The 24263-nt window shown below is 48.6% G+C and carries 18 protein-coding genes; 6 read left to right on the plus strand and 12 right to left on the minus strand.

Annotated features, from left to right (window positions below; genetic code table 11):
- Window positions 1-19 precede the first annotated feature (19 nt).
- Complete coding sequence (gene mobA, locus JKP77_RS04945; protein ID WP_218310090.1) at window positions 20-580, plus strand: molybdenum cofactor guanylyltransferase; 561 nt, start codon at window positions 20-22, stop codon at window positions 578-580.
- Between the two features lie 57 nt (window positions 581-637).
- Here mobA and JKP77_RS04950 read toward each other — a convergent pair whose 3' ends face one another.
- A complete protein-coding gene (locus JKP77_RS04950; RefSeq protein WP_218310091.1) occupies window positions 638-1051 on the minus strand; it encodes a diacylglycerol kinase in 414 nt (137 codons plus the stop codon).
- Entirely contained in the window at window positions 1039-2628 is a 1590-nt protein-coding gene (locus tag JKP77_RS04955) for a phosphoethanolamine transferase (protein ID WP_246601076.1), read from the minus strand. Before JKP77_RS04955 ends, JKP77_RS04950 begins: the two co-directional genes overlap by 13 nt.
- A gap of 527 nt (window positions 2629-3155) precedes the next feature.
- On the opposite strand from JKP77_RS04955, the gene JKP77_RS04960 reads away from it, so the two are divergent.
- The gene (locus JKP77_RS04960; RefSeq protein ID WP_218310093.1) at window positions 3156-3914 is read left to right on the plus strand and encodes a substrate-binding periplasmic protein; all 759 of its coding nucleotides are present in this window, start codon (window positions 3156-3158) and stop codon (window positions 3912-3914) included.
- 297 nt (window positions 3915-4211) lie between these two features.
- On the plus strand, window positions 4212-4430 hold the full coding sequence (locus JKP77_RS04965; RefSeq protein ID WP_218310094.1) for a helix-turn-helix domain-containing protein: 219 nt from the start codon (window positions 4212-4214) through the stop codon (window positions 4428-4430).
- Window positions 4431-4538: 108 nt separating this feature from the next.
- On the opposite strand, the gene JKP77_RS04970 is transcribed toward JKP77_RS04965, so the two are convergent.
- Window positions 4539-5828: a pectin acetylesterase-family hydrolase gene (locus tag JKP77_RS04970; RefSeq protein WP_218310095.1), complete on the minus strand. Its 1290-nt coding sequence runs from the start codon at window positions 5826-5828 to the stop codon at window positions 4539-4541.
- A gap of 290 nt (window positions 5829-6118) precedes the next feature.
- On the opposite strand from JKP77_RS04970, the gene JKP77_RS04975 reads away from it, so the two are divergent.
- The 3 genes from JKP77_RS04975 (at window position 6119) to JKP77_RS04985 (ending at window position 8990) form a co-directional block, all read left to right on the plus strand.
- Window positions 6119-6847: a class I SAM-dependent methyltransferase gene (locus JKP77_RS04975; RefSeq protein ID WP_218310096.1), complete on the plus strand. Its 729-nt coding sequence runs from the start codon at window positions 6119-6121 to the stop codon at window positions 6845-6847.
- Window positions 6848-6998: 151 nt separating this feature from the next.
- Window positions 6999-7628 (plus strand): uracil phosphoribosyltransferase, encoded by a 630-nt coding sequence (upp, locus tag JKP77_RS04980; RefSeq protein ID WP_218310097.1) that lies wholly within the window; start codon window positions 6999-7001, stop codon window positions 7626-7628.
- A 336-nt stretch (window positions 7629-7964) separates the two neighbouring features.
- Complete coding sequence (locus JKP77_RS04985) at window positions 7965-8990, plus strand: LacI family DNA-binding transcriptional regulator (RefSeq protein ID WP_218310098.1); 1026 nt, start codon at window positions 7965-7967, stop codon at window positions 8988-8990.
- Window positions 8991-9189: 199 nt separating this feature from the next.
- Here JKP77_RS04985 and JKP77_RS04990 read toward each other — a convergent pair whose 3' ends face one another.
- The 9 genes from JKP77_RS04990 to JKP77_RS05030 form a co-directional block, all read right to left on the minus strand.
- Window positions 9190-10683 (minus strand): tryptophan halogenase family protein, encoded by a 1494-nt coding sequence (locus tag JKP77_RS04990; RefSeq protein WP_218310099.1) that lies wholly within the window; start codon window positions 10681-10683, stop codon window positions 9190-9192.
- Window position 10684: 1 nt separating this feature from the next.
- Window positions 10685-12178: a tryptophan halogenase family protein gene (locus JKP77_RS04995; RefSeq protein WP_218310100.1), complete on the minus strand. Its 1494-nt coding sequence runs from the start codon at window positions 12176-12178 to the stop codon at window positions 10685-10687.
- A gap of 181 nt (window positions 12179-12359) precedes the next feature.
- Window positions 12360-15272, minus strand: a complete 2913-nt coding sequence (locus tag JKP77_RS05000; RefSeq protein WP_218310101.1) for a TonB-dependent receptor — start codon at window positions 15270-15272, stop codon at window positions 12360-12362.
- A 319-nt stretch (window positions 15273-15591) separates the two neighbouring features.
- Entirely contained in the window at window positions 15592-16092 is a 501-nt protein-coding gene (locus tag JKP77_RS05005) for a GAF domain-containing protein (protein WP_218310102.1), read from the minus strand.
- Between the two features lie 408 nt (window positions 16093-16500).
- Window positions 16501-18147 (minus strand): serine hydrolase, encoded by a 1647-nt coding sequence (locus JKP77_RS05010; RefSeq protein WP_218310103.1) that lies wholly within the window; start codon window positions 18145-18147, stop codon window positions 16501-16503.
- Between the two features lie 48 nt (window positions 18148-18195).
- On the minus strand, window positions 18196-18942 hold the full coding sequence (locus tag JKP77_RS05015; RefSeq protein ID WP_218310148.1) for an SDR family oxidoreductase: 747 nt from the start codon (window positions 18940-18942) through the stop codon (window positions 18196-18198).
- Entirely contained in the window at window positions 18942-19523 is a 582-nt protein-coding gene (locus JKP77_RS05020) for a thymidine kinase (protein WP_218310104.1), read from the minus strand. The genes JKP77_RS05015 and JKP77_RS05020 overlap by 1 nt, the downstream gene beginning before the upstream one ends.
- A 6-nt stretch (window positions 19524-19529) precedes the next feature.
- Window positions 19530-21563, minus strand: a complete 2034-nt coding sequence (locus JKP77_RS05025; protein WP_338024834.1) for a putative bifunctional diguanylate cyclase/phosphodiesterase — start codon at window positions 21561-21563, stop codon at window positions 19530-19532.
- Between the two features lie 420 nt (window positions 21564-21983).
- Entirely contained in the window at window positions 21984-24236 is a 2253-nt protein-coding gene (locus JKP77_RS05030) for an acyl-CoA dehydrogenase (RefSeq protein WP_218310105.1), read from the minus strand.
- Window positions 24237-24263: the final 27 nt, after the last annotated feature.

A 24263-nucleotide genomic window follows, 5' to 3' on the forward strand; every position in this document is an offset into this window, starting at 1 on the left:
ACTAGGGAACACTACAACCATGTCAGTTGAAACAAACAATAATACGCCCGTTACTGGCTTCATCCTGGCGGGCGGTCGCTCGTCACGAATGGGAAGGGATAAAGCCGATGTTAAATGGCAAGGGATGTCGTTGCTCAACCACATGAAGATGTCGCTTTCCTCAATAGCGTCGCGTGTCGTTGTTGTTGGCGGCAGACATGCCGATATTGCAGACCACGTCCCTTTTTTGGGGCCCGGCAATGCTATAGCGAAACGGCTGCTGATGATGCCGGCGTCGGAGCAAATCGCTTTATTTGTACCCATAGATATGCCAAGACTCACGCCAGCGTTGCTTCAATATCTCATCAGGCAGTGTGAGAGAAAGAGAGCTCCCGTCTACTTTGAACGAGAGTATCTGCCAGTAGCCATACCGACTCGGTATTTGCTGTCGGACAAACTGCAAGCATTGCTCAGCGACTCTCCGGAACCCTCGGTTAAGTTGGTATTGCAGTGCATCGGTGCGCACTCTCTGGAAATACTGGGTGATAATCTGCTATTTGCGAATATTAACCGGCCTGAGGATCTCTGTACCTGTAATTAGGCTACGACCTGCTCTTCGAGTCAGAAAATAGCTGGTAACACTATTCAGGAAAGGGGGCTATATCAACACCTCAGTTAGCAGTACGCTACACCAACACACTGCGGCGATAAGTAACGCCATCGTCACGCCAAGCGATCCCATGTCTTTTGCCAGACCAGACAGCGGGTGGAGGTCATAACTGATTCTGTCGATAACGGCTTCAATTGCAGTGTTCACTATCTCAGCAAACAGAACAAACAGCAGTGAAATCAGCAAAAGGGCTTTTTCATATACCGAAATATCCCATAACGCGAGTAAAGGCAGGGACGCCGTTATTAAAACAAGCTCCTGCCTGAAAGCAGCTTCATGACGTATAAGCCACTTTAGTGCCCGAAGCGAATTAGCAAAAGCCAGTACAAGCCGTTTCAGACCGCGGGGTTTGTTTGTCGCGTCAAAAATAGCTGTTGCAGCTTTGTGTTCTAGGTTCTGCATGACTTTAATACGTCCATTTCTGGTTGGTAGGTACTGCTGCGAACATGGGTAAGGCCCAGCAATGTGTCGTAAAGGTTATCCTGCGAAAGAGGTTGGCGGCTTTGTGCGCTGACACAGTTCTGAAAATTTGGGTCTGAAAGGTTGCTGTCCCAGTAAATCATTGGCACATGCGTTTGCGCTTCCGGCGCAAAGGCATAAGGAAAACCGTGCAGGTACATACCGGCTTCTCCCAGCGACTCACCGTGATCAGAGATATACAGCATAGAGGCGTTAGGCACATTCTGTAATGATTGGATAATGCGGCTTAGTACGTGATCGGTATACGCAATCGTATTGTCATAGGTATTCTGCAACTGCTCTTCTGTGCAGTTCTGAATGTCACTTCGGGGACAGTCCGGCAAAAATTTTCTGAAGCTTTGCGGGTATCGTCGGTAGTACGTTGGCCCGTGTGAGCCAATCATGTGCAGCACAATAACGCGCTGCGAACCGGTTTGTTCGGCGAGTTTTTTTTCAAGCAGCGGTAATAACACCTCATCGTAACAATAATCACCATCGCACAACGACGAGTCCCGGGAAGGATCATAAGCAATAGTGTCAATCCGCTTACAAACCCCTTTGCAACTGCTGTTATTGTCTATCCAGGACACGGTTGCACCAGCCCGGCGAATAATATCCAGAACGTTATCCTGACTGTCAGCAAGCCTGCTGTCATAATTTTCCCTGGATAATCTGGAAAACATGCAGGGGACTGATACCGCAGTCGCAGTGCCGCAGGATGTCACCTGATCAAAACTTATCGCACCGATGGATGACAGATGCGGCGTTGTGTTTTTGTAATAACCGTTAATTCCGAATTTATCCGCACGAGCCGTCTCTCCGACCACCACCACTACCGTTTTGGGTTGTCCTTTCTTATTTGCGGCAATACCAGGCGACTTATCGAGAATGCGAAAGCTCATTGGGGGACGCAGATAGCTATCCCGCACATACTTGTACGCGGCGTTATAAAATGCGTAAGGAACCAGGTATCGGGTAAGCTCTTTGTGGTTTCTGCCCACTGCTGCGTAATCTTTAAACAAGAAACCGGCAATCAGAGCTATGCCAATAACAGCGAACAGATTCAGGCGGAGAAGCTTTTTGGCGCGGATCTTTGCTTTCTCTCGACGACTAGAGCGGAACAGCATTACTGCAGGCAGGAAGCCGACGAAAATGATAAAAGTAAAAAGCGACAGGTTCAGGTATGAGGCTGCTTCTGCAGGGTGCGTCTCGGCGATATTCTGGAACATGCTGCGATCGAACACCACGCCATAAGATACGGTGGCATAAAGCAGTAACACACTGATGACAATGGTAATCGCGGCAGTAAAGCGCGGCGATAAAAATGCGCCCGCCATGCTTAATAACAAGATTGTGATATTCAGAAGCAAAGCTGGCACAGACAGGAAAAACAGCCATTCACTCAGACTGTTAGGCGATGTTGCCAGAAATACCGCGTGAATAAAGGGATAGTTGCAAACCAACGCAATAAAAAGCGAAGACCAGAACAGCACTTGTGCTGACGTTAACCGAACAGGCAAATTTATAACTCTTAGCATGGCAATAGGCATCATTAGCAGATTGTCTGCAGTGTAGAAAACAAAACTTAAGCCGACCTTAAGCCTGAAAATTTAATAGTAAAACAGGAGTTGCAATGCACGTTAGGTTGGGGGCATTGGCTGAAACATTGTGCTCTCTACGGTGTTTAGCTACGCCGTAATTAATACTTTCAACCTGACTCATTCCGTTTCTGAAGTAATGCGGCAAACCGGAATTGAGGGTATAACAACGATGATCCCAACGGTGTGGGAAAGTGCTCTTTACCGGCTGTGTGCTTGCGTTGCGACGAACCGGACTTGTTAATTAGTTGGTGTGGCAGATGCGGCGTCGCAGAATGTGTAGTAGTATGATATTTGACCGGTTTACGTTGGTGCATGAAGAAAATTCGAATAAGCTAAAGTGATGATTTAAAGGCTCTGTCTTTGCGATAAACGTGTTGCTTTGATTACAAAACGCATCGCAATGCCTGAAAATTCCTAACAATTACAATGAAAATCAGGGGATGCGTGTGGCTTCGAAATGCAAAAAGCTTGGTTATGCGATGGTACTTATACTGGGCACGAGTAACGCGTTTGCGGCAAATATCAGAGCGGTAACGGAGCTGTTCAGTCCGTTTCAAATGTACGATGCCAGCGGAAGCCTTACTGGCTGTGCAACAGAGTTAGTGCGTCAGCTTGTTCAGGAAACAGGCGATAGCCTCACCATTGATGTGATGCCATGGAGTCTGGCATATCAGTACGCTGTTTCCACTCCTGGTACTTTCATATTTTCCATTGGCAGAAATGAGCAGCGCGAGCCTTTATTTCACTGGATTGGCAATATTGCCCGGGAGAATCTTTACTTCTGGACACTGAGCAACAGCGGTATCGCAAAAGGTGAAGATATCCTGGCGTTCCGGGATTATCGTATTGCCGTTGTAAAAGATGCAACTACCCACCAATACCTTTCGAATCAAGGTTTTCAGAACCTCTATCTGATGTCCTCTACTGAGAGTAACATCGATGAAAGTAGCCGCGTGAGAATGCTGTTAAAAGGGCGGGCAGACATTATGATTGCCTCCAGCGATCATATGCAAAATGCTATCGCTTCTCTCGGGATGCCTGAGCGAAGCCTTCAGGTTGTGTATCGCGCAAAAGAACTGGATACCAACCTCAATTTTGCTATCAGCGCGCCAGCCGATGAGCAGATGGTTGCAGAATACCAAATTGCATTTCAACAGCTCAATGCCCCAAAAAAAATACAGCAATGTGTGAACCAATGGCAATAGAGATGAAGGTTTGCAGGGCATCTACAACTTTACCAATTGGAAAGTGATTGTGATTGTTATTCAACATGGTATGGTTAGTATGAAGTTAATGCAGCGCGGCTGCCATCTTTCTTACCAAGGAATTCTCATGCAAATCGTTACTAAACAGTACATTTATAATATTACCTACTGATTGCGCCTGACGCTGGTGTTCAGGGGCAAGTTTCGCTTCTGGGCATCGCAGGTATAACGTTTTGCAAAAGCCCAGAATGGTTATCCAATCTGGGCTTTTTTAATGCCCGCCGCAGAGACAAAACTATGAAAGAGTTAACGTTAGGACAGATAAGAAGGCAAAACAGGGTAAAGCAGGAAGTTGTCGCAATGGCGTTGTGTGTGACCGCATCCGGTGTGAGTAAGTTAGAGTCAAAGCGGATCCAGGACGTACCTCTGCATCGCGCTGCCGCGTATCTGGCAGCCGTGGGCGGTGAAATGAAAATCGAGTTGACGCTGCCCGATGGCGCAAGTTTATCGCTGTAATGAAAAGACGTGCTTTGAAGCACGTCTTTGTAGTTGATTACTTTTACCGGTCAATATTAAACGGTTTCACGGTATTAAGCCTGGTGTTCATGCAAGCGAAGCATACGGCTAGTTTGTATAGCTAACGCTGTTTTCCCGGAAATACCGTTTGGTGGCAAAATCGTACAGCCAGTCTTTGAATGCTACCCCTTCGGCACTTTTTTCATTGAAAAACGGGCTGGGGCTGCTAACCGGTAGTTCTGTTTGCTCACAGAAATCTGTCAACACAGTGTGGCAGGTACCTTCACCCAGGTAATACTGATAATTCCACGTGAAAGCTGAAATGGTATTAATCGATGTGGCCATTCGAAAGTGCCACGTCAGGAAATACAGAAACTCTGATTCTGATAGTTTCCAGGAAGCGGGGTCCAGGTTGCCTCTGTCAATCTGGTCTGCAATCTTGAAAAACTGTATTTGCACGGCATCCAGCCCGGTGGAGTATTGCGCAAATCTGTCAAACGGATACTGATAGGTCAGTGTTTTCATTAACTGATTATTTAGCGAAAATGCGTAAAACCGCCCCAGCATTCTTTTGTACTGGCGAGGAAGACTCGCTTCCAGATTCCAGGGGCCACCTTCTGTCAGTACATCATCCACAAAGCCTTGTGTCATTACACCCATTGCGCCATCTGATAACAGCGCAGTGCGTGAACGTGTAAAAACAGACTCAAAGTAGGGGTAGTTCAGGGTGGCACCATAGCCGCCAGCGCTACTTCCTGACACCAATACGCTTCTTGGTGTTCTGCCAGGGTAGTTAGTTTTTAGCCACTCTCTTACTGCCATGACATTGTCGTGACCGCGATGCTTTATGAGGACAGGCGCGCCGGGTTGCCCGGTAATAGCTCCGGTGCTGTCAGTATAAACATTGTCACTGGATCCAACATGGAGGTCGCCACTGCAGTAGGGAACGAACACTTTGTTCCAGTCCCGGAATGGGTTGTCTTCTCGCTCATCGTTAAAGATTCCACCCACTTGTCTGGGATCGTTTTCTGTATAAATAGAGGGGTTGTAGGTTGGTCGGGATTGCGGATTACCGTCTTGCTGAAGTACCAGAGAGTCAACGCAGGTGGCATCATTCCAGCAAGCTCCACCGCCTTGTAAAAAGATGAGTAAATTATCGCTGTCCCCTGGCTGAAAATAAAACCGGAAGTCATTCGGGAGCATAACCGGAATGCCATCTGGACCGGGAACGGGAATTTCATCCATCGCACAGGATGGCTGGATTGTTTTTTGCTCTCCACCAGGCAGCGTGACTTCCATAGAGTCCGGAACAGGGATGGTTTGCCACTCACCAGCCTGAATAGTAAAACTACTGCAGAAAGTGAGCATAGAAAAAGAAAGCAGTTTTTTGAGGGACATGAGGTCATTCCTTGAAAACGAGATTAATAAAATCCTTTACTGCAGGATGTTGAAGCACTTTGAACCATAGCCATCATTTCACGCTAAGGAAAGAAAAATGAAGACTAAAATGAATGTGCGGACGTGTAAAAAAAGTAAATACACCTTAAAAGGTAGCTTAGTTCTTTTTTGTTAGAGTAAAATGAATTGCGACTGACATCAGATAGTAAATAATCTGATTACCAATATTCATAACTGACTTTTAAATGCTGCGCGAAAGGTTGTTCGTGGCGTGCCAGGGAAAGGCCTTCATGACCAACCAATTTTTATTGCTTGAGAGCACTGCAGCCGAAACGCGTGTGCTTGAGTCCCGAATCAGAGCGCTTCACCAATACCACACACCTTTACACATTCTGGAAGCAGGCTGCGGTCAAAAGTGGACATTGTCGCTTGACGGTATCGATTATTCGCTTACAGGGATAGACCTGGATGAAGCCGCGTTATCGCTCAGAAAACAAAAGTATGATGACCTGGACAATGCCATTGTTGGTGATCTGACAACCGCATCGTTTTCAGATAACAGCTTCCACGTAATCTACAATGCCTATGTTCTTGAACATGTGCATGATGCCCATGCCGTGTTGGAAAACTTCACGCGCTGGCTGAAGCCTGGTGGACTGATGATTCTTAAAATACCGGACCGGTATTCGGTTTACGGCTTCCTGGCTCGCTATACACCACACTGGAGCCATGTCTGTTATTACCGCTACGTTAAAGGAATAAAAACCGCCGGTTTGCCCGGGCATGCCCCATACCCTGTTACCTATGATCCGTTGCTCTCATGTGCAGGGCTGGAGCAATATTGTCAACAACATGGACTGCGCATCTGTCAGGGCTATCGGAAGGATAATTATCTACGCAAAAAAACAATACGAACCTGGCTGGTGCGTATGGCGGCACAGTGCTTAAGTCTGGCTGCGCTGGGATATCTTCAGTGGCGGCACAACGATTTGATTCTGGTTCTTCAGAAACCAGAGTGACCATGGACTTGTTCGTACCTTCCCTTGTATTCCACTTCACAGAGTGCTGGCTTGTTTTACTGTCGGAAAAACGATAAGGCGTGTGGTTGAGGGTTCGCAGTCGCGCTGATATGGCGTAACATATCAATACTATCCATCAACAGAGAGCGTTATGGCCGTTCATGAGATTACCCACCCGCTGATCCAACACAAAATTGGGCTAATGCGAGATGCAAATATCAGTAGTAAAGATTTCAGGGAGTTATCCAGTGAAGTTGGCAACTTGCTAACTTACGAAGCAACCCGTGCATTGCCTACTGAAGCGGCTGTGATTAAAGGCTGGTCTGGTGAAGATATTTCGGTAAAGCGCATTAAAGGGAAAAAAATTACCGTTGTGCCCATACTGCGCGCCGGATTGGGGATGCTTAATGGCGTAATGGAGCTAATTCCAAACGCGAAGATCAGTGTGGTAGGGTTATATCGTGATGAAGAAACGCTGGAGCCCGTGCCTTATTTTGACAAGGTTGTAAAAGATATTGAGCAGCGCATAGCCCTTATCGTTGACCCTATGCTGGCCACTGGCGGCACGCTTATCGCCACCATCGATTTGCTAAAGCAAAAGGGATGTACTCATATAATGGGGCTGTTTTTAGTGGCTGCACCTGAGGGTATCAAAGCCGTAACAGACGCCCACCCGGATGTGGATATTTTCACTGCCTCTATCGATGACCAGCTTAACGACCAGGGATATATTCTTCCGGGCCTTGGCGATGCCGGTGATAAAATCTTCGGTACTCGGTAACGGCGCAACAAAAAACGACGATGCCGAGGTAATTATCTTGGCTGACTGCATCGTATTGAGAGCGGTTGATGCCACAATCTGCTCTTTTCTACGTTGCCATCACTTCTTATTTTCATGCTATCAATGTCTTCGGAAACTTCATAACGGGAATATAAATTTACGTTGTATTAATCGATTAAGTCTCGTTTATACTAGGCTATGCTGGTGCTATTTAATTACACTGTATTGATTAGGATGTAAGTAGGGAGTAGTGTAGAGCGATCGCACAGCTTTCGTGGTAAGCCGATGCCTTTCACGTGTTAACCACCCATCGGGCATAAACAATGAAGTAACCGTATGAAAAAAGTGAAACTCACGTTGAAAGACGTTGCCGCAAAACTTGATGTCTCAACGGCAACCATATCTAACGCATTCAACCGGCCTGACCAGCTCTCTGCGGCTAAGCGGGAAGAAATCCTGTCTGCCTGCAAAAAAATTGGCTATCACGGCCCGAATAAAGCGGCGCAAATACTGCGCAAAGGTCAGTCAAACATTGTTGCGCTGGTGCTGGCAGACAGCATTGAATACGTGGTTAGTGATCCCGTCGCGAGTAAATTCATACAAGGCGTCTCCAGCGTGCTGCAGAAACAAAACAAACATTTGCTCCTGTATGCCGGTGACTCAAAAAGCATACTGGACGTGGTTGATTTTGTTGATGGCTTTATTTGCTACGGTGCCCCGCGCAACGCCGGACTGACGCAGGAAATTATCCAGCAGAATAAGCCAGCAGTAGCGGTAGATTTTAATATTGAAGGTTGTCCTGCCATTAATATTGACAACGAAGAAGCGTCCTATCAGGTGGCAAAACTGGCCCTGAAAGAGGGCGACAGGGTTGCTATTTTAGGATTGCGACTTATCGACGCCCCCACGACTTGCCGAATCTATGACAGTCCACTGGTGGAAACTGCACGTTCGATTTCTCACCGGCGACTGGACGGATATATGCGAGCCATCAGTGAAACCGGAAACAGCGTTGGCGGAGACTGGATCTGGCATATACCGGAAAGTGACAGCAATTACGCACGTCAGGCGGCGAAAGAGGTGCTTTCAAGCTCTCCACGTCCAGATACCATATTATGCATGAGTGACATCATTGCGCTGGAGTTACTGCAATGTGCCATGTCCATGGGTATCAGGGTGCCTGATGAGTTAAAGATTACCGGGTTTGATGGCATAGACGAGGCGCTTCGTACTCGTCCGTATCTCACCACAGTCTGTCAGTCGAGCCTGGAAAAAGGTGCGCTGGCAGCTACCACATTGCTTAGCGGCAACGCCGATTCTTCTGAGCTATCCTTCGAGTTAAAAACGGGCGAAACCACCTGACTGCTTCAGGTGGTGTTTGGTCGACACGCACTGTTGAGAGACTTCCGGCTTACGCGGTATCAGTCAGCCGGTAACAAGGGGGGATAACCAGGCTGATACTTATCCGCAATCGTATGCGCGCTTTGCGCTGATAACACCATATTGCGAATTAATGCGATGTATCGCGAGCCGGTTTCCGTCTGCTATTTGCACGATGGTCCTATCTGCCAGCCAGATGCTGCTCATGAGGCGCAAAGTTAAGTGCGCAGCGGGTAAAGAAGTCAGCGAGATCATTTTCCTCAAACAAATCACCGGTACCCGGTTGATTAGGCGCGACTGGTGGAAAAATACCATATCCCGCCAGCATGCAGTGCCACGACGTCGACCCGAAGTGTGAAGCCAGGTCCTGTCGCTGAATTTCCTGAGTCAGATCTCCCTTGCGATACCATACATCCAGCAACTGAAGCAACGGCTCTGACAACGTCATGTTGTTGCGGTTATCCCGCCAATAGTCAGAATCATCCCGCGTGTTTAATTTGTAGTGGGCCACAATATAATCACGTACACGTTCAAAGCGTTCAGACATCGCTGTATTGTAAGAGCGCTGATTTTTGTTCGTCATTTCGCCTTCGATAAAGGCATCAAGGAAAGTCTCAATTCCGATTTGAACGAGGTGAAGAGCAGTAGCCTCAAGGGGCTCAATAAACCCCTGCGACAGCCCAAGTCCCAGACAATTATGGCTCCAGTGTTGCTCGGTCTGACCAACCCGCATCGTTAAGTGTCTGGCCGGAATATCTGCTTCCAGTAAGCCTAAATGTCGGCGAAGTTCTGCTTCTGCGTTGTCAGCACTGAGATAGTCCTGACTGTAAACATAGCCATTTCCGGTACGATTGGTCAGAGGTATTTGCCAGCACCAACCCGTTGATAGTGCAGTAGCGCGGGTTTCCACGGGGGGCTGGGGGATGGCGTCAGTAGGCAATACCACGGCGGCGTCATTAAATAAATTTTCTTTAAAAGAGCGAAATTTAACGCCAAGCGTATTTTGCAGCAGCAAGGCGCGAAACCCCGAACAATCGACAAAAAAGTCGCCGGCTAGGTGTTGTCCATCGTGGGTTATCAGCTCGGCAATATCACCATTGTTATGCGTTGTCGCACTTTCTACCTGAGTCTGAATGTGGTTTACACCTTGCGCTATTGCACGGTGTTTCAGGAATTCACCCAGCTTCCCTGAGTCGAAGTGGTAGCCATATTCTATGCGAAACGGAAAGTTCTCCGGCGTCACCGGTGCCAACTGCTGATTGGCAAGATAACCGTTAAATAAAAATTTATCGGGAGAGGTTTCAACGTCCAGGCCAAGCCGGCGCGTGCGGCAGTTTACATGAAAAGGTCGTTCACTAAAGGTATCCAGCTGAGAGATAAACGGGTGGCTGTAATTGTCCGGCCCCATGCCAGGACTCCAGCCGGAAAAACGGATACTGACTTTATAGGTGGCATTACATTCGGCCATCCAGACCGATTCCGGTATATCAAGGTCGCTGAAAAAACGTTTCAGCGTTGGTGTAGAGCCTTCGCCAACGCCAACAATACCGATGTCGGGCGATTCGATGAGTGAAACCTTAACCGCTTTATCCTGTAACCGATGGGCAAACAGGTTTGCCGCCATCCAGCCCGCGGTGCCGCCACCCAGTATGACAATATGAAAAGGTGATGGCACGTCAGGCTCCTGTGTATCGCGTTAAAAATTCATCATGAGCCAGCATTTTCTCGAGCGGCTGGCGCTTCGCATCATAAATTTTACTCAGTGTCTGTTTCAGCGTTGCTGCATCGGGCAAGTCAGCTGAGGGATGATAATCGACGGGGGTAATGCCTTGTCCCATCATCACCTGTACCCAGGACGCATCGCGGAAGATATCGTTGTTTTCGTTAAAAATTGCCGATGTAGTCCTAAATGCCTCGATCTTTTGTTTAAGACGTTCTGGTATCGACATGGCACGCATATCGCGCCAGAAATCGGAATCATCGCGTTCATTAACGTGATAATGCAGGATGATGAAATCACGGATAGTCTCAAATTCGTGTTTTGATTCCGCATTGTATAAATCGACAATACTCTGCTGTACGCCGTGGTTCGGAAACATTTTCATCAGGCGCACAATACCTGACTGAATAAGATGGATGCTGGTGGACTCGAGAGGCTCCAGAAATCCGCTGGAAAGACCAATGGAAACCACATTTTTGTGCCACTGCTGCTCGGTGCGACCGGTTCTGAAGCTGATTTTACGTGGCGTATCCAGTGCCTCAGAATCCAGGTTACCCATCAGGGTATTGTGAGCCTCATCATCACTCATATACTGACTGGAGTAGACGATACCGTTGCCGTTTCGATGCGTAAGCGGAATTCGCCACTGCCAGCCGACCTTATGGGCGATACTGCGCGTGTAGGGCAGCGTGCTCTCGAAACGTTTGGATGGCACAGCCAGTGCAGAGTCAGCGGGCAGCCAGTGACTCCAGTCTTCATAGTTTACGCCCAGTGTTTTCTGGCTCAGTAGCGCGCGGGTACCGGTACAGTCGATAAACAAATCACCCTCGATGACCTCGCCACTTTTAAGCTGCAGCGCTGTGATAAAACCTGTGTCGGTGTCTTGCCGGACGTGTTCTATCATCCCTTCAGTGCGCACTACGCCAAGTTGCTCTGCCACCTTGCGTAAAAATTTACCATACAGCGCCGAGTCAAAATGATAGGCGTACTGCATATCAAACATCGGATTCTGGGTATTAATTTTATTGAATTTGCCCAAGTCACAGCACAGCGCGTTAAGGTCGTAATCCCATAAAGAGGCATCTGTCAGGCCCTCTTTTTTGCCGCGCATCCAGTAATGGTGGAAGCCGCTGAAACCCAGTTGTGCACCGGGAGCGCCAAAGGTATGCAGATATTTCTCGCCAGGCACCCGCCAGTTTTCAAAGCTGATTGCCAGCTTGATTGTCGCGTGCGTTTCTTTCAGAAATGCCTTCTCATCAATGCCCAGAAACTGGTTAAAGGTTTGAATTGGCGGGATGGTTGCCTCGCCAACACCGACAATACCAATCTCTTCTGACTCTACCAGACGGATATGAATATGTTTGGGTAAGGTTTTGCGCAACAGGGAGGCGGCCATCCAGCCAGCTGTTCCGCCACCTGCAATAACCAGTTTACGTACGGGGTTTTGCATGCAGAATTATCCGGATATGACTTCAATGCGTTAACTTTGCTTTTGACACTACCTAAAGTAAAGCCAAAAGGTAAATTAATCCTTTATGAAAACGTATGGAATACGTAATCGCGTTAAAGCTGTCGCTATCGTAAAGTAAAAAGCCCCTGCGAAAAGCAGGGGCTTTGCCTGTGCTCTTTGCTTAATAGAAAGAGTAGTTCAGGTTAAGCATGTATGAAGGGCCAAACTCGCGACGCAGAGTAACGATACCGTTGCCATCGATAGTTTCTTCTTTTTCGTCTGTCAGGTTGGTACCCTGCAGAGAAATACGAAGGCCTTCCAGATACTCTATACCGCTGTCTTCAAAGTCGTAGCTGATTTGCGCATCGACCTGAGTAACCGCATCACGGGTAGCAGCTTCTATTTTGTTTGAACCGCCACGCTGATACGTCAGGTACTCAGAACGGTCAGTTGCGGCAACACGGAACTCAAAGCCACTCATTTCGTAGTACGCAGTCACTGAGTATACTTCGTCAGACTGACCAGGGATGGCAGTGCCGTCATCCAGCTCAGCGTCAATAAACGTGGCTGAAGCCGCGATACCAAAACCTTCCAGCATATCTGAAACCATGCTCAGTGGCAGGTTTGCTGTCAGCTCAAGTCCTTTAAGTTCGCCTTTCAGGCCATCTTCGAAGAACGAGTAGTAGCCTAAGTCCGGAGGCGTAACCAGATCACCCGCCTGATAAGGGGTATCTTCCGGGCCGTAGTTACCGTCCACATCAATAATGCGGTCGTGGAAACCCGGAATGAAGTAGTTTGCGCCGTCGTTTGTCGGGTCGTTGGTAAAGTCGATTAGCTGGTTACCATCACGGGTCCAGTTAACCAGGTCTTTGTAGAAGACCGCGGCTGAAACATAGCCCTCATCGTCAAAGTAGTTTTCAAAAGAGATGTCAAAGTTATTGGCTTCCAGCGGACGCAGTGTCGGGTTACCTGTATTTTTTGACCAGGGCGAACCATACTCTTCAACCGCTGCCTGAGAGTTCGGCGTCGCAATCAGCTCGATGTTCTGGTCGAACTTCACGAAACCGGAGGCTTTCATCTGGTCGATGCGGGCACGGCTTATGGTTTTGCTCGCTGCAAAACGTAAGTAGCGGTTTTCAGCAAGTTCCACATTCACGTTCAGGCTTGGCAGGAAGTGTGAATAATCATCGCCATCTTCAATGATACAGTCAGCGTCGACCACACCATTGCCGTCGGCATCACAAACCGCAAAGTTATCACCTACAACGCCGATGTAGCCTGACGAGCTTTGGTCAGTCTGTACGTATTGAGCGCCAACGTTACCTGATACATTAAAACCACCAACCTCGGTATCGAAGTCCAGCATCGCATACAGCGTGATGATTTCTTCATCTACGGTGAAGGTGTCACCCAGGCGATCAGGCTCGAGCAATCCCGCGTCATTTAATGTGTATTCGCCGTCACGGTAGGGAGCGAATCCGTCGTAGGCGACGACCATGCCCATACCTGCCCACGTCAAATCAGCCAGGCCGTTGTACAGGTACTCGGTCGGAATGGATTCAGAGTAAGGGTAAGACGATGCCGTGGCAAAGAAGCCTTTGTTTTCTTTTGCTTTATAACGATCACTGTAGTTCACACCAGCAGTAAATTTGGTGAATACATTCCAGTCTACAAACCCGACAACCTCCACGCGGGCTGTGGTCAGCTCTTCGTCGAAATCTGCGTAGTTCAGGAAGCCGTCCTGCGCGTTGAAATAGCTGTACGGGTCGCCGTTAGCTTGCAATACGTTGGTCGTGAACTGGTCTGCGATATTTGCCATACCGCCACCCCAGACTTGTGGACCAGTAAGTTGCAGAAGGTTTGGATCGGCAAACGCGCCCAAGCCTGAGCTGCCGGTAAAGAAAATGCCGTCTGAGCTCATCTGGAACTGACGCGAACCAAATTCACCTGCGCTTAACGCACCAGAGCGGGCCAGACCTGCATACGATTCGCCACGAAGATCGCGCTTGCTGGATTCGCTGTCAGCGACATCCACTTCGACGGTCCAGTTATCGTTAACGTTGTAAGTCACGTTCAGGCCGAAGGTTTGCAGTTCGCCATCTCGTTGAGCCGGGTCAGTACGTAATACCGGGTTCGCATTAACCTGTGTGCCCGACGCATTGATGCCTGTGCCGGTCACGTTCTCAGCCGCAAACGGTTCGATAAAACCGCGGATCACACCTGAGTCTGAGTAATCAATGTCCAGCACGTCAACGACGATGTCCAGGTTATCAGTGGGACGCCACTGGAAAATACCGGAAATGGTATCCCGGTCCAGTACGCGGCTGATTGCCTGTGTATCGAGGCCGGTAGGCATAATCTGGCCGTCATCATTAGCAGCATAACCCCACACGCCGTACTTACGTTCGTTACGGGGAGATTCTGTGGTCGCTAAAGCCACCGCGATACCGACGGTATCATCAGCAAATTTTTCTACGAACGACAGTGCGAAACGCTTACCTGTGTTATCGAATTCCGGGTTATCTGAATCGTTGCCACTTTTTTCATATACACCGGTAAAGGTCAGGGTTTCCTGAGCTGCCAGAGGGCGTACTGTCTGAAGATCCACCGTACCACCGATACCCTGCACCAGCAGTGTGGCGTCAGTGGTTTTATAAATGGTTGCACCGGTCATGATTTCCGCAGGGTAGAGGTCATATTCCACGCCGCGGTTGTCACCGATCCCAATCAGTTCCCGACCGTTCAGTGAGGTGCCTGTGAAATCTTCTTTGAAACCGCGAACCGAAATTCCTGAGGTACGACCGCCTACACGCTCACCGGCCAGACCTGGCAAACGAGCCAGTGACTCAGCGATAGAAGAGTCTGGCAGTTTACCAATGTCTTCTGCTGAAATAGCTTCAACAATTGACGAGTTATCCATTTTTACTGCTTGCGCCCGGATCAGTGAACCGCGAATACCCTTAACCGCGATAACTTCAACGTCCTGCTGAGCCTCATCAGTGTCATTTTGCTGAGACAGTGCTTGTCCTGAATACATTGCGGTAGAAACCGCAAGCGAGAGCAGTGCTGGTTTAAATAGTTGGTTTCTCTTCATTTTGTGTGCCCTTATTCGACCTTTTATCTTTGTAACCCGGGTTACATCGCGTTAACAATAGTTAAACATTGGTGAATGATCAAGCAAATTTTGAAAATTTTCTTAATTGATTAAGCTTGCTGTTGGTCTCGTGTTTTGGTGGGTATTGAAATTTATATGAATTTTAGCTTAATTGTTTTAACTTGCGGGGTGATAGAAGCGATACTGGCTTTGCTGTCTGTACATGGCGTTGTCGGAGTGTAGTAGGGTGGTTGCTTTTTCGCCAAGAGAATGAATCAAAGCAACATATAAGTCTTATCAGTTGTAAAAAAATATAAGGTCACTTATCGTCAAAAAACATAGAAACAATACTGGCAGTGCGACGCAGCATGGACTCATCTTTGCTGTCCCACTCAACTTGTTTGCCCACCGACTCACAACAGATGATCCCTACCGGACGAAAATCCTGATGAAAGATGAAATCCAACATGGAATGTATATCATTGTTTGGGAAATAGTCTTTTGCGAAGCAGCGGGTGTCAGGATGGTTTCTGGCATCAGATGCACTTACGGTCTCTCGCTGAATGATGGCAGAAAAATAATCGGGGTATTGTGTTTGCGTGAGGACAATCTCAGGCTGTTCTGGTTTACCGCACTCGTCAAGCAGCATCAGACAGTGAATTGCACAGCGGCTATCATCGAACTTCCAGAGACTGACGCGATTTGTTTTCGGAACACATTGCAACACACAGCGACATATCGCTGCGTATTTGTCTTTAGCTGTTAACGTCTGCCTTGAAAGCTTAATGGTTAACTCTGTAAGCGGATCGATATCCACCATAGCGAACTTCCGAATTTCCAACCTACATGGTTATTCTAATAATAGCGTAATTCTGAAGAACAACGATTAAATACTTGTTAGAGAGGGTAAGAGGTGCATCGCACCTCTTTGAAAAAACGCGTAACCATGGTGCATTACCAGGTATTTGCCATCGTGTGCTCGAGAACGGCTACTCCGTTTTGCTTTTTACAGTCGATGACTGCTGGCAGGGCAGGCAAATCTGGTCGCCGTAGTAATTGTCAGGATAATTGCAGTTCATACGCGGCGGTACCACAAACGCAGTTGTGCTGTTATATCGGGTTCGCTGTAAAAGTGTTGATATCATAGTAGCCATAGAGTCTCTCCTTTTTTGATGAAGAGATTATCTATGGATGTATTGATTTGATAAAGCGACTAAAAGCAATTGAATTAATCGTTTAATTTGATTTCTGATGATCGGGTAAAATGCATGTCGCGGTAGGCATGGTTGCGTTTTTCTTTCACTGTATAGGGATAAAGCGTAAAACCGGTAACGCGACGCTGCGTTGATACTTCAAAATGAATAAACGCATCCTCCATGGCATCGGGGTTGTCCCATCGAATGACAAACGTATGATCCTCAAACGGTTCCAGAGTACCGGTTAACGAAGGCATTTTTTCAGACTGAATGCGCATTTTGTCGTGTTGCTTTTCAATGGTTATAGCGCCAAACCAGCGATCGGCGTAGTGGCCAAGGTATTCGCTGGTGGCCAGCAACACTGAACCGCTTCCGTGTGGCTGCTGATAGCTGGCAAGAAACCGTGCCTGACGGTCTTTCTGAAATTCTGAATATGCCGCTATCCAGTCACGTTGTTCACTATCCGGCTCAAGATAAGCCTGAAGTATGGTTTGCATAATGGCGCCACGGGTGCCGTAGTCTGAACCATTATTAAGCACGACTACCCCCAGGTTTTTTGACGGAACGAAAGCGACAAACGTCTGATAGCCCGAAATGGTGCCGGTATGAGAGATAACATTGTGACTGAACTGATCCGTCACACGCCATCCCAGAGCGTACCCACTGTATTCGGTCTGAAACCATTGCTTGTCAACACCTGACACATACAGTGGCGTAACCGGTGAAATGAGGGTGTCAAAGGTCGACTCCTCAAACAAGGTCTGTCCATCGGGAGTCTTGCCTTTTGTCAGCCACATGGACAGCCATTTCAGCATGTCTCGCGTGTTGCAGGTTATCGCGCCTGCGGCACTCCAGACTCTTGCATCTTCAGATACATTGTTTCTGGGTATGGCATACAGACCCTGCTCTTCGCTATACCCGTACCCGTTTGCCACATTGTCAGAAGCATTGTCAGGCAAACCTGCAGCAAAGCAGGACATGCCAAGCGGCTGGAACAGGCGCTGTTCAACAAGGTCGGCCCATTGGCCGTCAACCAGATTGTCTGCTACGGCAGAGGCAGTGATGTACATCACATTGTTATAAGCAAATTGACTACGAAAGCTACTCTGTGGTGTCAGAAAACGCAGGTTGTGAATAATTTCATCGCGACTGAAGCGTGAGGGAGCCGGCCATAGCATGGTGTCTCCTGCTCCCGAGGCCAGCCCGCTGCGGTGAGTCAGCAGATCACGTACAGTAAATTCCCGTGTTACCCATGGATCGGAAAGCTGAAATGCCGGTAAATGATCGGTAACTTTATCGTCCCAGTTAAGCTTGCTGTCTTGTACAAGCACGCCGAGCGACGCGGCGGTAATCGCTTTACTGACGGAAGCCAGATAAAAGTACGTGTCCGGCGTGACAGGCGCGTCGCTCTCAACATCTCTTAGCCCATGACCAGCCAGATAGACGGTTTTTCCTTCATGTAAAATGCCTACTGAGACTCCCGGCGTATTAAATGTGCTTATAGTGCGCTCAATGGTTTCTGGCAATGAGGATAGAGCGGGTGGCAGCGCACTTGTGTCTTTTTCAATTTCCTTGGCGGCGAGCGCAGAGGCGAACACCAACGCAGCAATACCTGCTCCCCGGACAACAGCGCCGGTAAAAGTAAGAAGAGAGCACGGTTTATTAGCAACTGAAGCCATAACATTGCCTCTGTAAAGGGATGAGGTGAAGCCTTTCTGAGCCGCCACTCAGCTCATTTTTTTTAGCCATGACAATGGGGCAATCCGCAGCACGAGTTGCATCCATGCCCAGGGCCATGCGGGCACATAGCAGTTATTTTTCTCTTTATCGATAGCGCTGACCAGCGCCTTGCAGCCGGTTTCAAGATCGACAATAAAGGGCACATTTTTTACCTTGGCATTGATGTCAGTGCGAATAAAGCCGGGATGTACCGTGGTGACGTTAATCGGCGTATTCATCACATCAATACGGATCCCTTCAGTCAGAGAAGTTAACCCTGCTTTTGTGGCGGCATAGACTGTCAAAGCGCGGCGGAAACCGCGAAGGGCGCTGATGGAGGAAATCGTCACCAGATGGCCGTCGTTTTGCTTACGAAAGATTTCCATGGCCGCTTCACACTGCGCCAGTGCAGCAACGAAATTTGTCATTGCGGTTTGTTTATTGGCTTCAAAATAGCCGGTGCCGACGGAAGCGCCTTTGCCCATGCCAGCGTTAATAATAATACGGTCAAGCTTGGTGAATGTGGCTTCAAACTCCCGAAAAACGGAAAATACCGCATCGTGATCGTTTACATCCAGTGCACGAATTTCTACACGACAGTCAGCATGCAGCGACTCGCATTCCAGTTTGAGTTGCTCAAGGTTCTCCAGCCGACGCGCGCACAATGCGAGGTTATGGCCGCGCTTTGCATATTCACGTGCCATGCCTTCGCCCAGGCCTGAACTGGCACCGGTGATAAGAATGGTTTTTCGCATCATGATACCCATACCAGCTGTTTAAAGTGTTTGCGACACATAGACTCGTAACGATCATTACCGCCAATTTCTACCTGATCACCCGTTGTCACAGCCTGTCCGTTTTCGTCCAGTCGCACGACAAAGTTTGCTTTTCTGCCACAGTGACAAACGGTTTTCAGTTCAAACAGTTTGTCCGCCCATGCCAGCAGGTAGTGACTGCCCTCAAAGGTTTCACCTAAAAAGTCGGTTCTAAGCCCATAGGCAAGCACGGGAACATCTAACTCGTCTACCACTTCGATAAGCTGACGAGCTTGCGCTTTCGTTAAAAACTGGGCCTCGTCAATAAACACGCAATCCAGCGGCTTCTCGCGCTGCTGAATAGAAATGGCATCAAACAGGTTGTCCTGAGGCCGATAAAGGCTGGCATCTGCCTGAAGACCAATTCTGGAGGTGACTTTGCCGCTGCCGTATCTGTCGTCAATGGCGGCGGTATAGATTACCGCATGCATGCCGCGTTCGCGGTAGTTATATGCCGACTGTAATAATGAGGTCGACTTCCCGGCATTCATCGCCGAATAATAAAAATAAAGCTGAGCCATGTTGTTTTAGTTATCTGTTGTATACCAGTCGATGAGGTCCCTGACAGGCATCGGTCTGGCGTAATAATATCCTTGCAGACAGTCTACCCCCATTGCGCGCAGGCGGTCGGCATCTTCTGCAGTCTCAATACCCTCTGCCACGGTACGGCAATCAAATTCTCGGGCAATCATTAAGGTTGCCCGGATGATAGTATCACTGCCTTCTTCGAGTTTCTGCACGAAAGCGCGATCTATTTTGATGTGATCAAACTGCAGTGAGTGCAATTGGCCTAACGACGAAAATCCGGTGCCAAAGTCATCAATCGATATCTGTACGCCACGCGCTTTAATGGCATTAACCTGCTTAAGTACCTGAGCAGTATCTTCTGCAAATACGCTTTCGGTAATCTCCAGGTGCAGGCGCTCTGGTGCCAGGCCTGTGCTATCTAGCACGCGGTCCAGGCCGCGGATAAAACCATCGTCCATTAACTGGATAACCGACACATTCACCGAGACCGCGACGGGCTCAGGAAAGTGCCATTGGGATGCATCGATACAGGCGCGATGCAGCACCCAGGTACCGATTTCATGGATAAGCCCGGTACGTTCAGCCAGTGGAATAAACTTATCGGGCGGAATATTAATACCATCAAACGACCATCTCAGTAGTGCTTCTACCGCCCACATCCTTTTCTCACCCGCGTACAGGATGGGCTGATAATGCAAAGTAAGCTGATTTTTTTCGATAGCGTAGCGAAGCCCATCACGCAAGGATTGTTCCTCGCGCAACGATACATATAACTCTTCGCTGAATACGCCAACCGAGCCGCGCGCCCTACGTTTTTGCTCGTACATTGTCAGGTCAGCTTCCTGAATAAGTTCATTGGCATCACTGCTGTGTTGCGGGTACAGCGCGATACCGATGGTGGCATCAAGGTTAATAGTATTTTCATCCAGCGAAATCGGAATCGTGATCCCGCTTCTTGCGGCCTGCGCCACTGCTACGGCAGTATTTTCAGTAGCGTAGGGAAGCAGCAATACAAACTCGTCGCCACCCCAGCGCGCCAGATGGTCTGCCTCACAGAAGCGGGTAAGACGTTTTGATACCTCTTCTAAAACCCGGTCTCCCACCTGATGACCAAGACTGTCGTTGACCTGCTTGAACCCATCCAGATCGATAAAGAGTACTGCCAGCTTATTATCCAGCTGCTGTGCTTTCTTCAACATATTTTGCAAATGGCGTAAAAAGCCACTGCGGTTCATCAATGAGGTAAGCGGATCGCGGTTCGAGAGTCGATGAATGTCGTCGGTGCGTTTAAGTACTTCCTCTTCAAGCGTGGCGTTAGCGTTATCCAGCTTGTTATTTGACGCCAGCAGCTCTTCATTAATACGGGCAATTTCGCTTCTTTCCTGCGCCATCTGGGAAAGTAAATCTGCATTTGTCGCTTTGAGAGTGACCGCTTGACGGAAAAAGGTGTTGGATTTTAATGAGGTGGACAGCATCGCCAGCCAGAAGCCAATCCCCAGATATCCAAGCAATGCAAAATTTGCTGTGCCCATCAGAATGGCGAACAGTGACATTGGCAGCAACAGGCCGGTACAGTAGATAATAACCAACAAACGGGAGGGGGCCAGAATTGTTGCTGCGCCGCCCGCCATAGCGGACAAAATCACCATAGTGCAAGCCAGCTCTATAGTGCTCATATAATCAAATAACAGGAAGCTGTAACTGCTCCAGATTATTGTTGTGATGGTCGCGCCGGTGGAAAAGCGAATACTGGCAAGGCGGGGATCGTACTCTTTGCCGCGTTGCTTTAACTGCCAGTAAATGGCGTCTAAAAAGCGCAGCACGAGCACAACGCACATACAGGCCCAAATCGTTTTTTTGGTAGCAAGGACTTCGGCCGGGTCACCAGGTTCTGAAAAACCGAAGGCAAGGCCTGACATAGCAATAAAGGTGATTAACAGCCCGGTAAACACGTTGCCGTAGAGCATCTCAACAAGATCACGTTGCATAGCGGGTGTGAGTGTAGTGGATGCTCGTTGCTGCGTTGTTGTCACTGCTATTATCTTTTTGTTAGTGATGTGCAGAAAATAACGCAAACCAGACCATTGCACAAACAACTCTGTGCGTTTATTCGGTTCAGGCAGGGCATTGTCGTCTCTGCGAAATCTCTGTCTCTTTGTTTTTACCCGGGTCTGTTGGCCTTTGCTACAAATCTGTGCAGCAAAGGTCAAAACTCCCTAATTTCATCGCAGGAACTTTCCTGACCAGTTCGCAACGTGCGTCTACTCAGACGTTGTTGTAAAAAACGTAAACCGGCGGCATCGTGCGTTGATGGCTATGTATTCTGGTTTCCTGAAACCCTATGCAGTTGTGGGAAAGCCAGATTCAAAAACGAATTTAGAAGACTAATAAAAAAGGGTAAGCACGCATGCTTACCCTTTATCTTTATCATAGTACCGTTTGTACGCTTTTGCTTACGCGGCGTTCTTTTCGTCGTCAGACATTGACGGCATAGTCTCTGAAGCCGGAAGCAGTTCCATATCGAAGGTGAACTCGTCTACACGAACAGCCAGCTTACGCTTCTCGTTGTAATCGTGCAGCAGCTCCGCTTCTTTGGCATCGATAACGCCTTTCTCTTGAAGCTTGTTAAGTGCATTTTCAAACGATACGAAAGGCACAACTGGCTCTTTACGTAATGCTTTCTGCACTTTCTTCAGCAGGTGAGCAACGGCGTGTTTCGCTTTAAACGCCTGCTCGTTAATGTCGTTACCGTCACCCGCAACAGGGCGAACCAGATGTGTAAGCTGTGCTTTCACACTGTTGTCCTGCATGGCTGCCAGTGACAACTCACGTACCAGGTCATCGCTGATGCCAGGAATGCTGTTCGAATAGGTATTCGTTAGCAAACGCATCAAACCACGTGCCGGCGTATTCGGGAAGTTGTTGATGAAATCCACCATCGCCTTCTCAGCCTGTTGCAGTGACCATTGCATTGCATACTCAAAGTAGGGCAGTGCCAGACGGCGATCTTCAATGCGCTGCTCGTAAAAACGAACTGCCGCCATTGCGCCGTACAGGTAGCTCATTACATCGCCTAAACGTGCACTTAAAAGCTCAGCCTTTTTCAGGTCGCCACCTAATACTGCCAGCGACAAATCTGCCAGCGGAGCAAGCTTGGCCGCCATACTGTTCATGCGCTTCTCGTACTTACGCACTTCTGGCAAAGCAGACTCTGAGCCGCGCAGGAATGGCAGGTAGCTCTGACCTAAACTGCGGAACGCATTTTTCACGCTGAAGCTAACGGTTTTCTTCAGTACTTTATTGAATTCTTTATCCGCGCTTGAATCATCACTGTGGATCAGGTCAACCATGTCTTTAAGGTATGGATGACAGCGCATCGCGCCCTGACCGAATATCATCAGGTTACGGGTAAGAATGTTAGCACCTTCCACCGTAATCGCGATTGGCAGCGCAGAGTAACCACTAGCCAGTGTGTTCTGTGGACCACGCTGGATGGCTTTCCCGGCCTGCACGTCCATCGCTGAGTTCATAACATCACGACCCAGTTCGGTCATGTGATATTTAGCGATAGCAGTAACCACTGACGGTTTCACGCCAAGGCCCAGACCTTCTGTAGTCAGCACGCGCATGGCTTCTAGCAGGAATGTCTTACCAGCGATATCAGCCAGCTTGCTCTGAATACCTTCGAAACGGCCGATTGGCAGACCAAACTGCTCACGGATAAAGGCATACTCAGCAGTCCCTTTTAATGCAGACTGCGCCGTAGCAACACCCATTGCAGGAAGAGAAATACCGCGACCTGCGCCAAGGCAGCTCACCAGCATTTGCCAGCCGCGACCAATATTTTTCTGACCGCCAATGATAAAGTCCATTGGGATAAACACGTCCTGACCACGGGTAGTTCCGTTGTAGAAACGTACGCCCATTGGGTCGTGGCGATTGCCCAGCTCTACGCCTGGGTGCGTTTTTGGTAACAGCGCACAGGTAATACCCAGCTCGGTTTTATCGCCCAGTAGGTGCTCAGGGTCAAATACCTTAAATGCCAGGCCCAGTACCGTAGCGATAGGAGCCAGCGTAATGTAACGCTTGTCCCAGCTTACACGCAGACCTACCACTTCTTCTCCGTTCCATTCGCCTTTAGTCACTATGGCCGCATCAGGGATCGCACCTGCGTCCGAACCCGCTTCCGGGCTGGTAAGCGCAAAACAAGGAATGTCACGACCGTCAGACAGGCGTGGCAACCAGTAGTCTTGTTGCTCGGTGGTACCGTAGTGCATTAACAACTCACCCGGACCGAGTGAGTTAGGCACCATGACCGTTACCGCAATCGCGCCACTTTTCGCTGCGATAGTCGCAACAATAGTCGAGTTAGCATACGGGCTGAACTCCAGACCACCGAATTTCTTCGGAATGATCATAGAGAAGAAACGGTTCTTGCCCAGGAAATCCAGGATCTCCTGCGGGATATGTTTGCCGTTACCCAGTTCGAAATCGTCAATCATGCTCAACAATTCAGTGACTGGTCCATCCATGAACGCCTGTTCGTCGGCACTTAATTTCGCCTTCGGGATGTCGCGCAGTGCGCGCATGTCGGGCTTACCCTGATAAATAGAAGATTCAATCCAAACATCGCCGGCGTCCAGCGCTTCCTGTTCGGTTACTGAAATTGGGGGTAAGACTTTTTTTAAGCTAGTTCTGATACTCATAATAAACTCATCCGCTCATCTGACCAG

Origin of the sequence: Alteromonas antoniana (assembly GCF_019249295.1) — a bacterium.
Classification (GTDB): Bacteria; Pseudomonadota; Gammaproteobacteria; order Enterobacterales; family Alteromonadaceae; genus Alteromonas; species Alteromonas antoniana.

What these genes read in the sequence shown, in the direction of transcription:
- mobA (WP_218310090.1), top strand. Translation starts at nt 20, where the DNA reads ATGTCAGTTGAAACAAACAATAATACGCCCGTTACTGGCTTCATCCTG.
- JKP77_RS04950 (WP_218310091.1), bottom strand. Translation starts at nt 1,051, where the DNA reads ATGCAGAACCTAGAACACAAAGCTGCAACAGCTATTTTTGACGCGACA.
- JKP77_RS04965 (WP_218310094.1), top strand. Translation starts at nt 4,212, where the DNA reads ATGAAAGAGTTAACGTTAGGACAGATAAGAAGGCAAAACAGGGTAAAG.
- JKP77_RS04970 (WP_218310095.1), bottom strand. Translation starts at nt 5,828, where the DNA reads ATGTCCCTCAAAAAACTGCTTTCTTTTTCTATGCTCACTTTCTGCAGT.
- JKP77_RS04975 (WP_218310096.1), top strand. Translation starts at nt 6,119, where the DNA reads ATGACCAACCAATTTTTATTGCTTGAGAGCACTGCAGCCGAAACGCGT.
- upp (WP_218310097.1), top strand. Translation starts at nt 6,999, where the DNA reads ATGGCCGTTCATGAGATTACCCACCCGCTGATCCAACACAAAATTGGG.
- JKP77_RS04985 (WP_218310098.1), top strand. Translation starts at nt 7,965, where the DNA reads ATGAAAAAAGTGAAACTCACGTTGAAAGACGTTGCCGCAAAACTTGAT.
- JKP77_RS04995 (WP_218310100.1), bottom strand. Translation starts at nt 12,178, where the DNA reads ATGCAAAACCCCGTACGTAAACTGGTTATTGCAGGTGGCGGAACAGCT.
- JKP77_RS05000 (WP_218310101.1), bottom strand. Translation starts at nt 15,272, where the DNA reads ATGAAGAGAAACCAACTATTTAAACCAGCACTGCTCTCGCTTGCGGTT.
- JKP77_RS05005 (WP_218310102.1), bottom strand. Translation starts at nt 16,092, where the DNA reads ATGGTGGATATCGATCCGCTTACAGAGTTAACCATTAAGCTTTCAAGG.
- JKP77_RS05010 (WP_218310103.1), bottom strand. Translation starts at nt 18,147, where the DNA reads ATGGCTTCAGTTGCTAATAAACCGTGCTCTCTTCTTACTTTTACCGGC.
- JKP77_RS05015 (WP_218310148.1), bottom strand. Translation starts at nt 18,942, where the DNA reads ATGCGAAAAACCATTCTTATCACCGGTGCCAGTTCAGGCCTGGGCGAA.
- JKP77_RS05020 (WP_218310104.1), bottom strand. Translation starts at nt 19,523, where the DNA reads ATGGCTCAGCTTTATTTTTATTATTCGGCGATGAATGCCGGGAAGTCG.
- JKP77_RS05030 (WP_218310105.1), bottom strand. Translation starts at nt 24,236, where the DNA reads ATGAGTATCAGAACTAGCTTAAAAAAAGTCTTACCCCCAATTTCAGTA.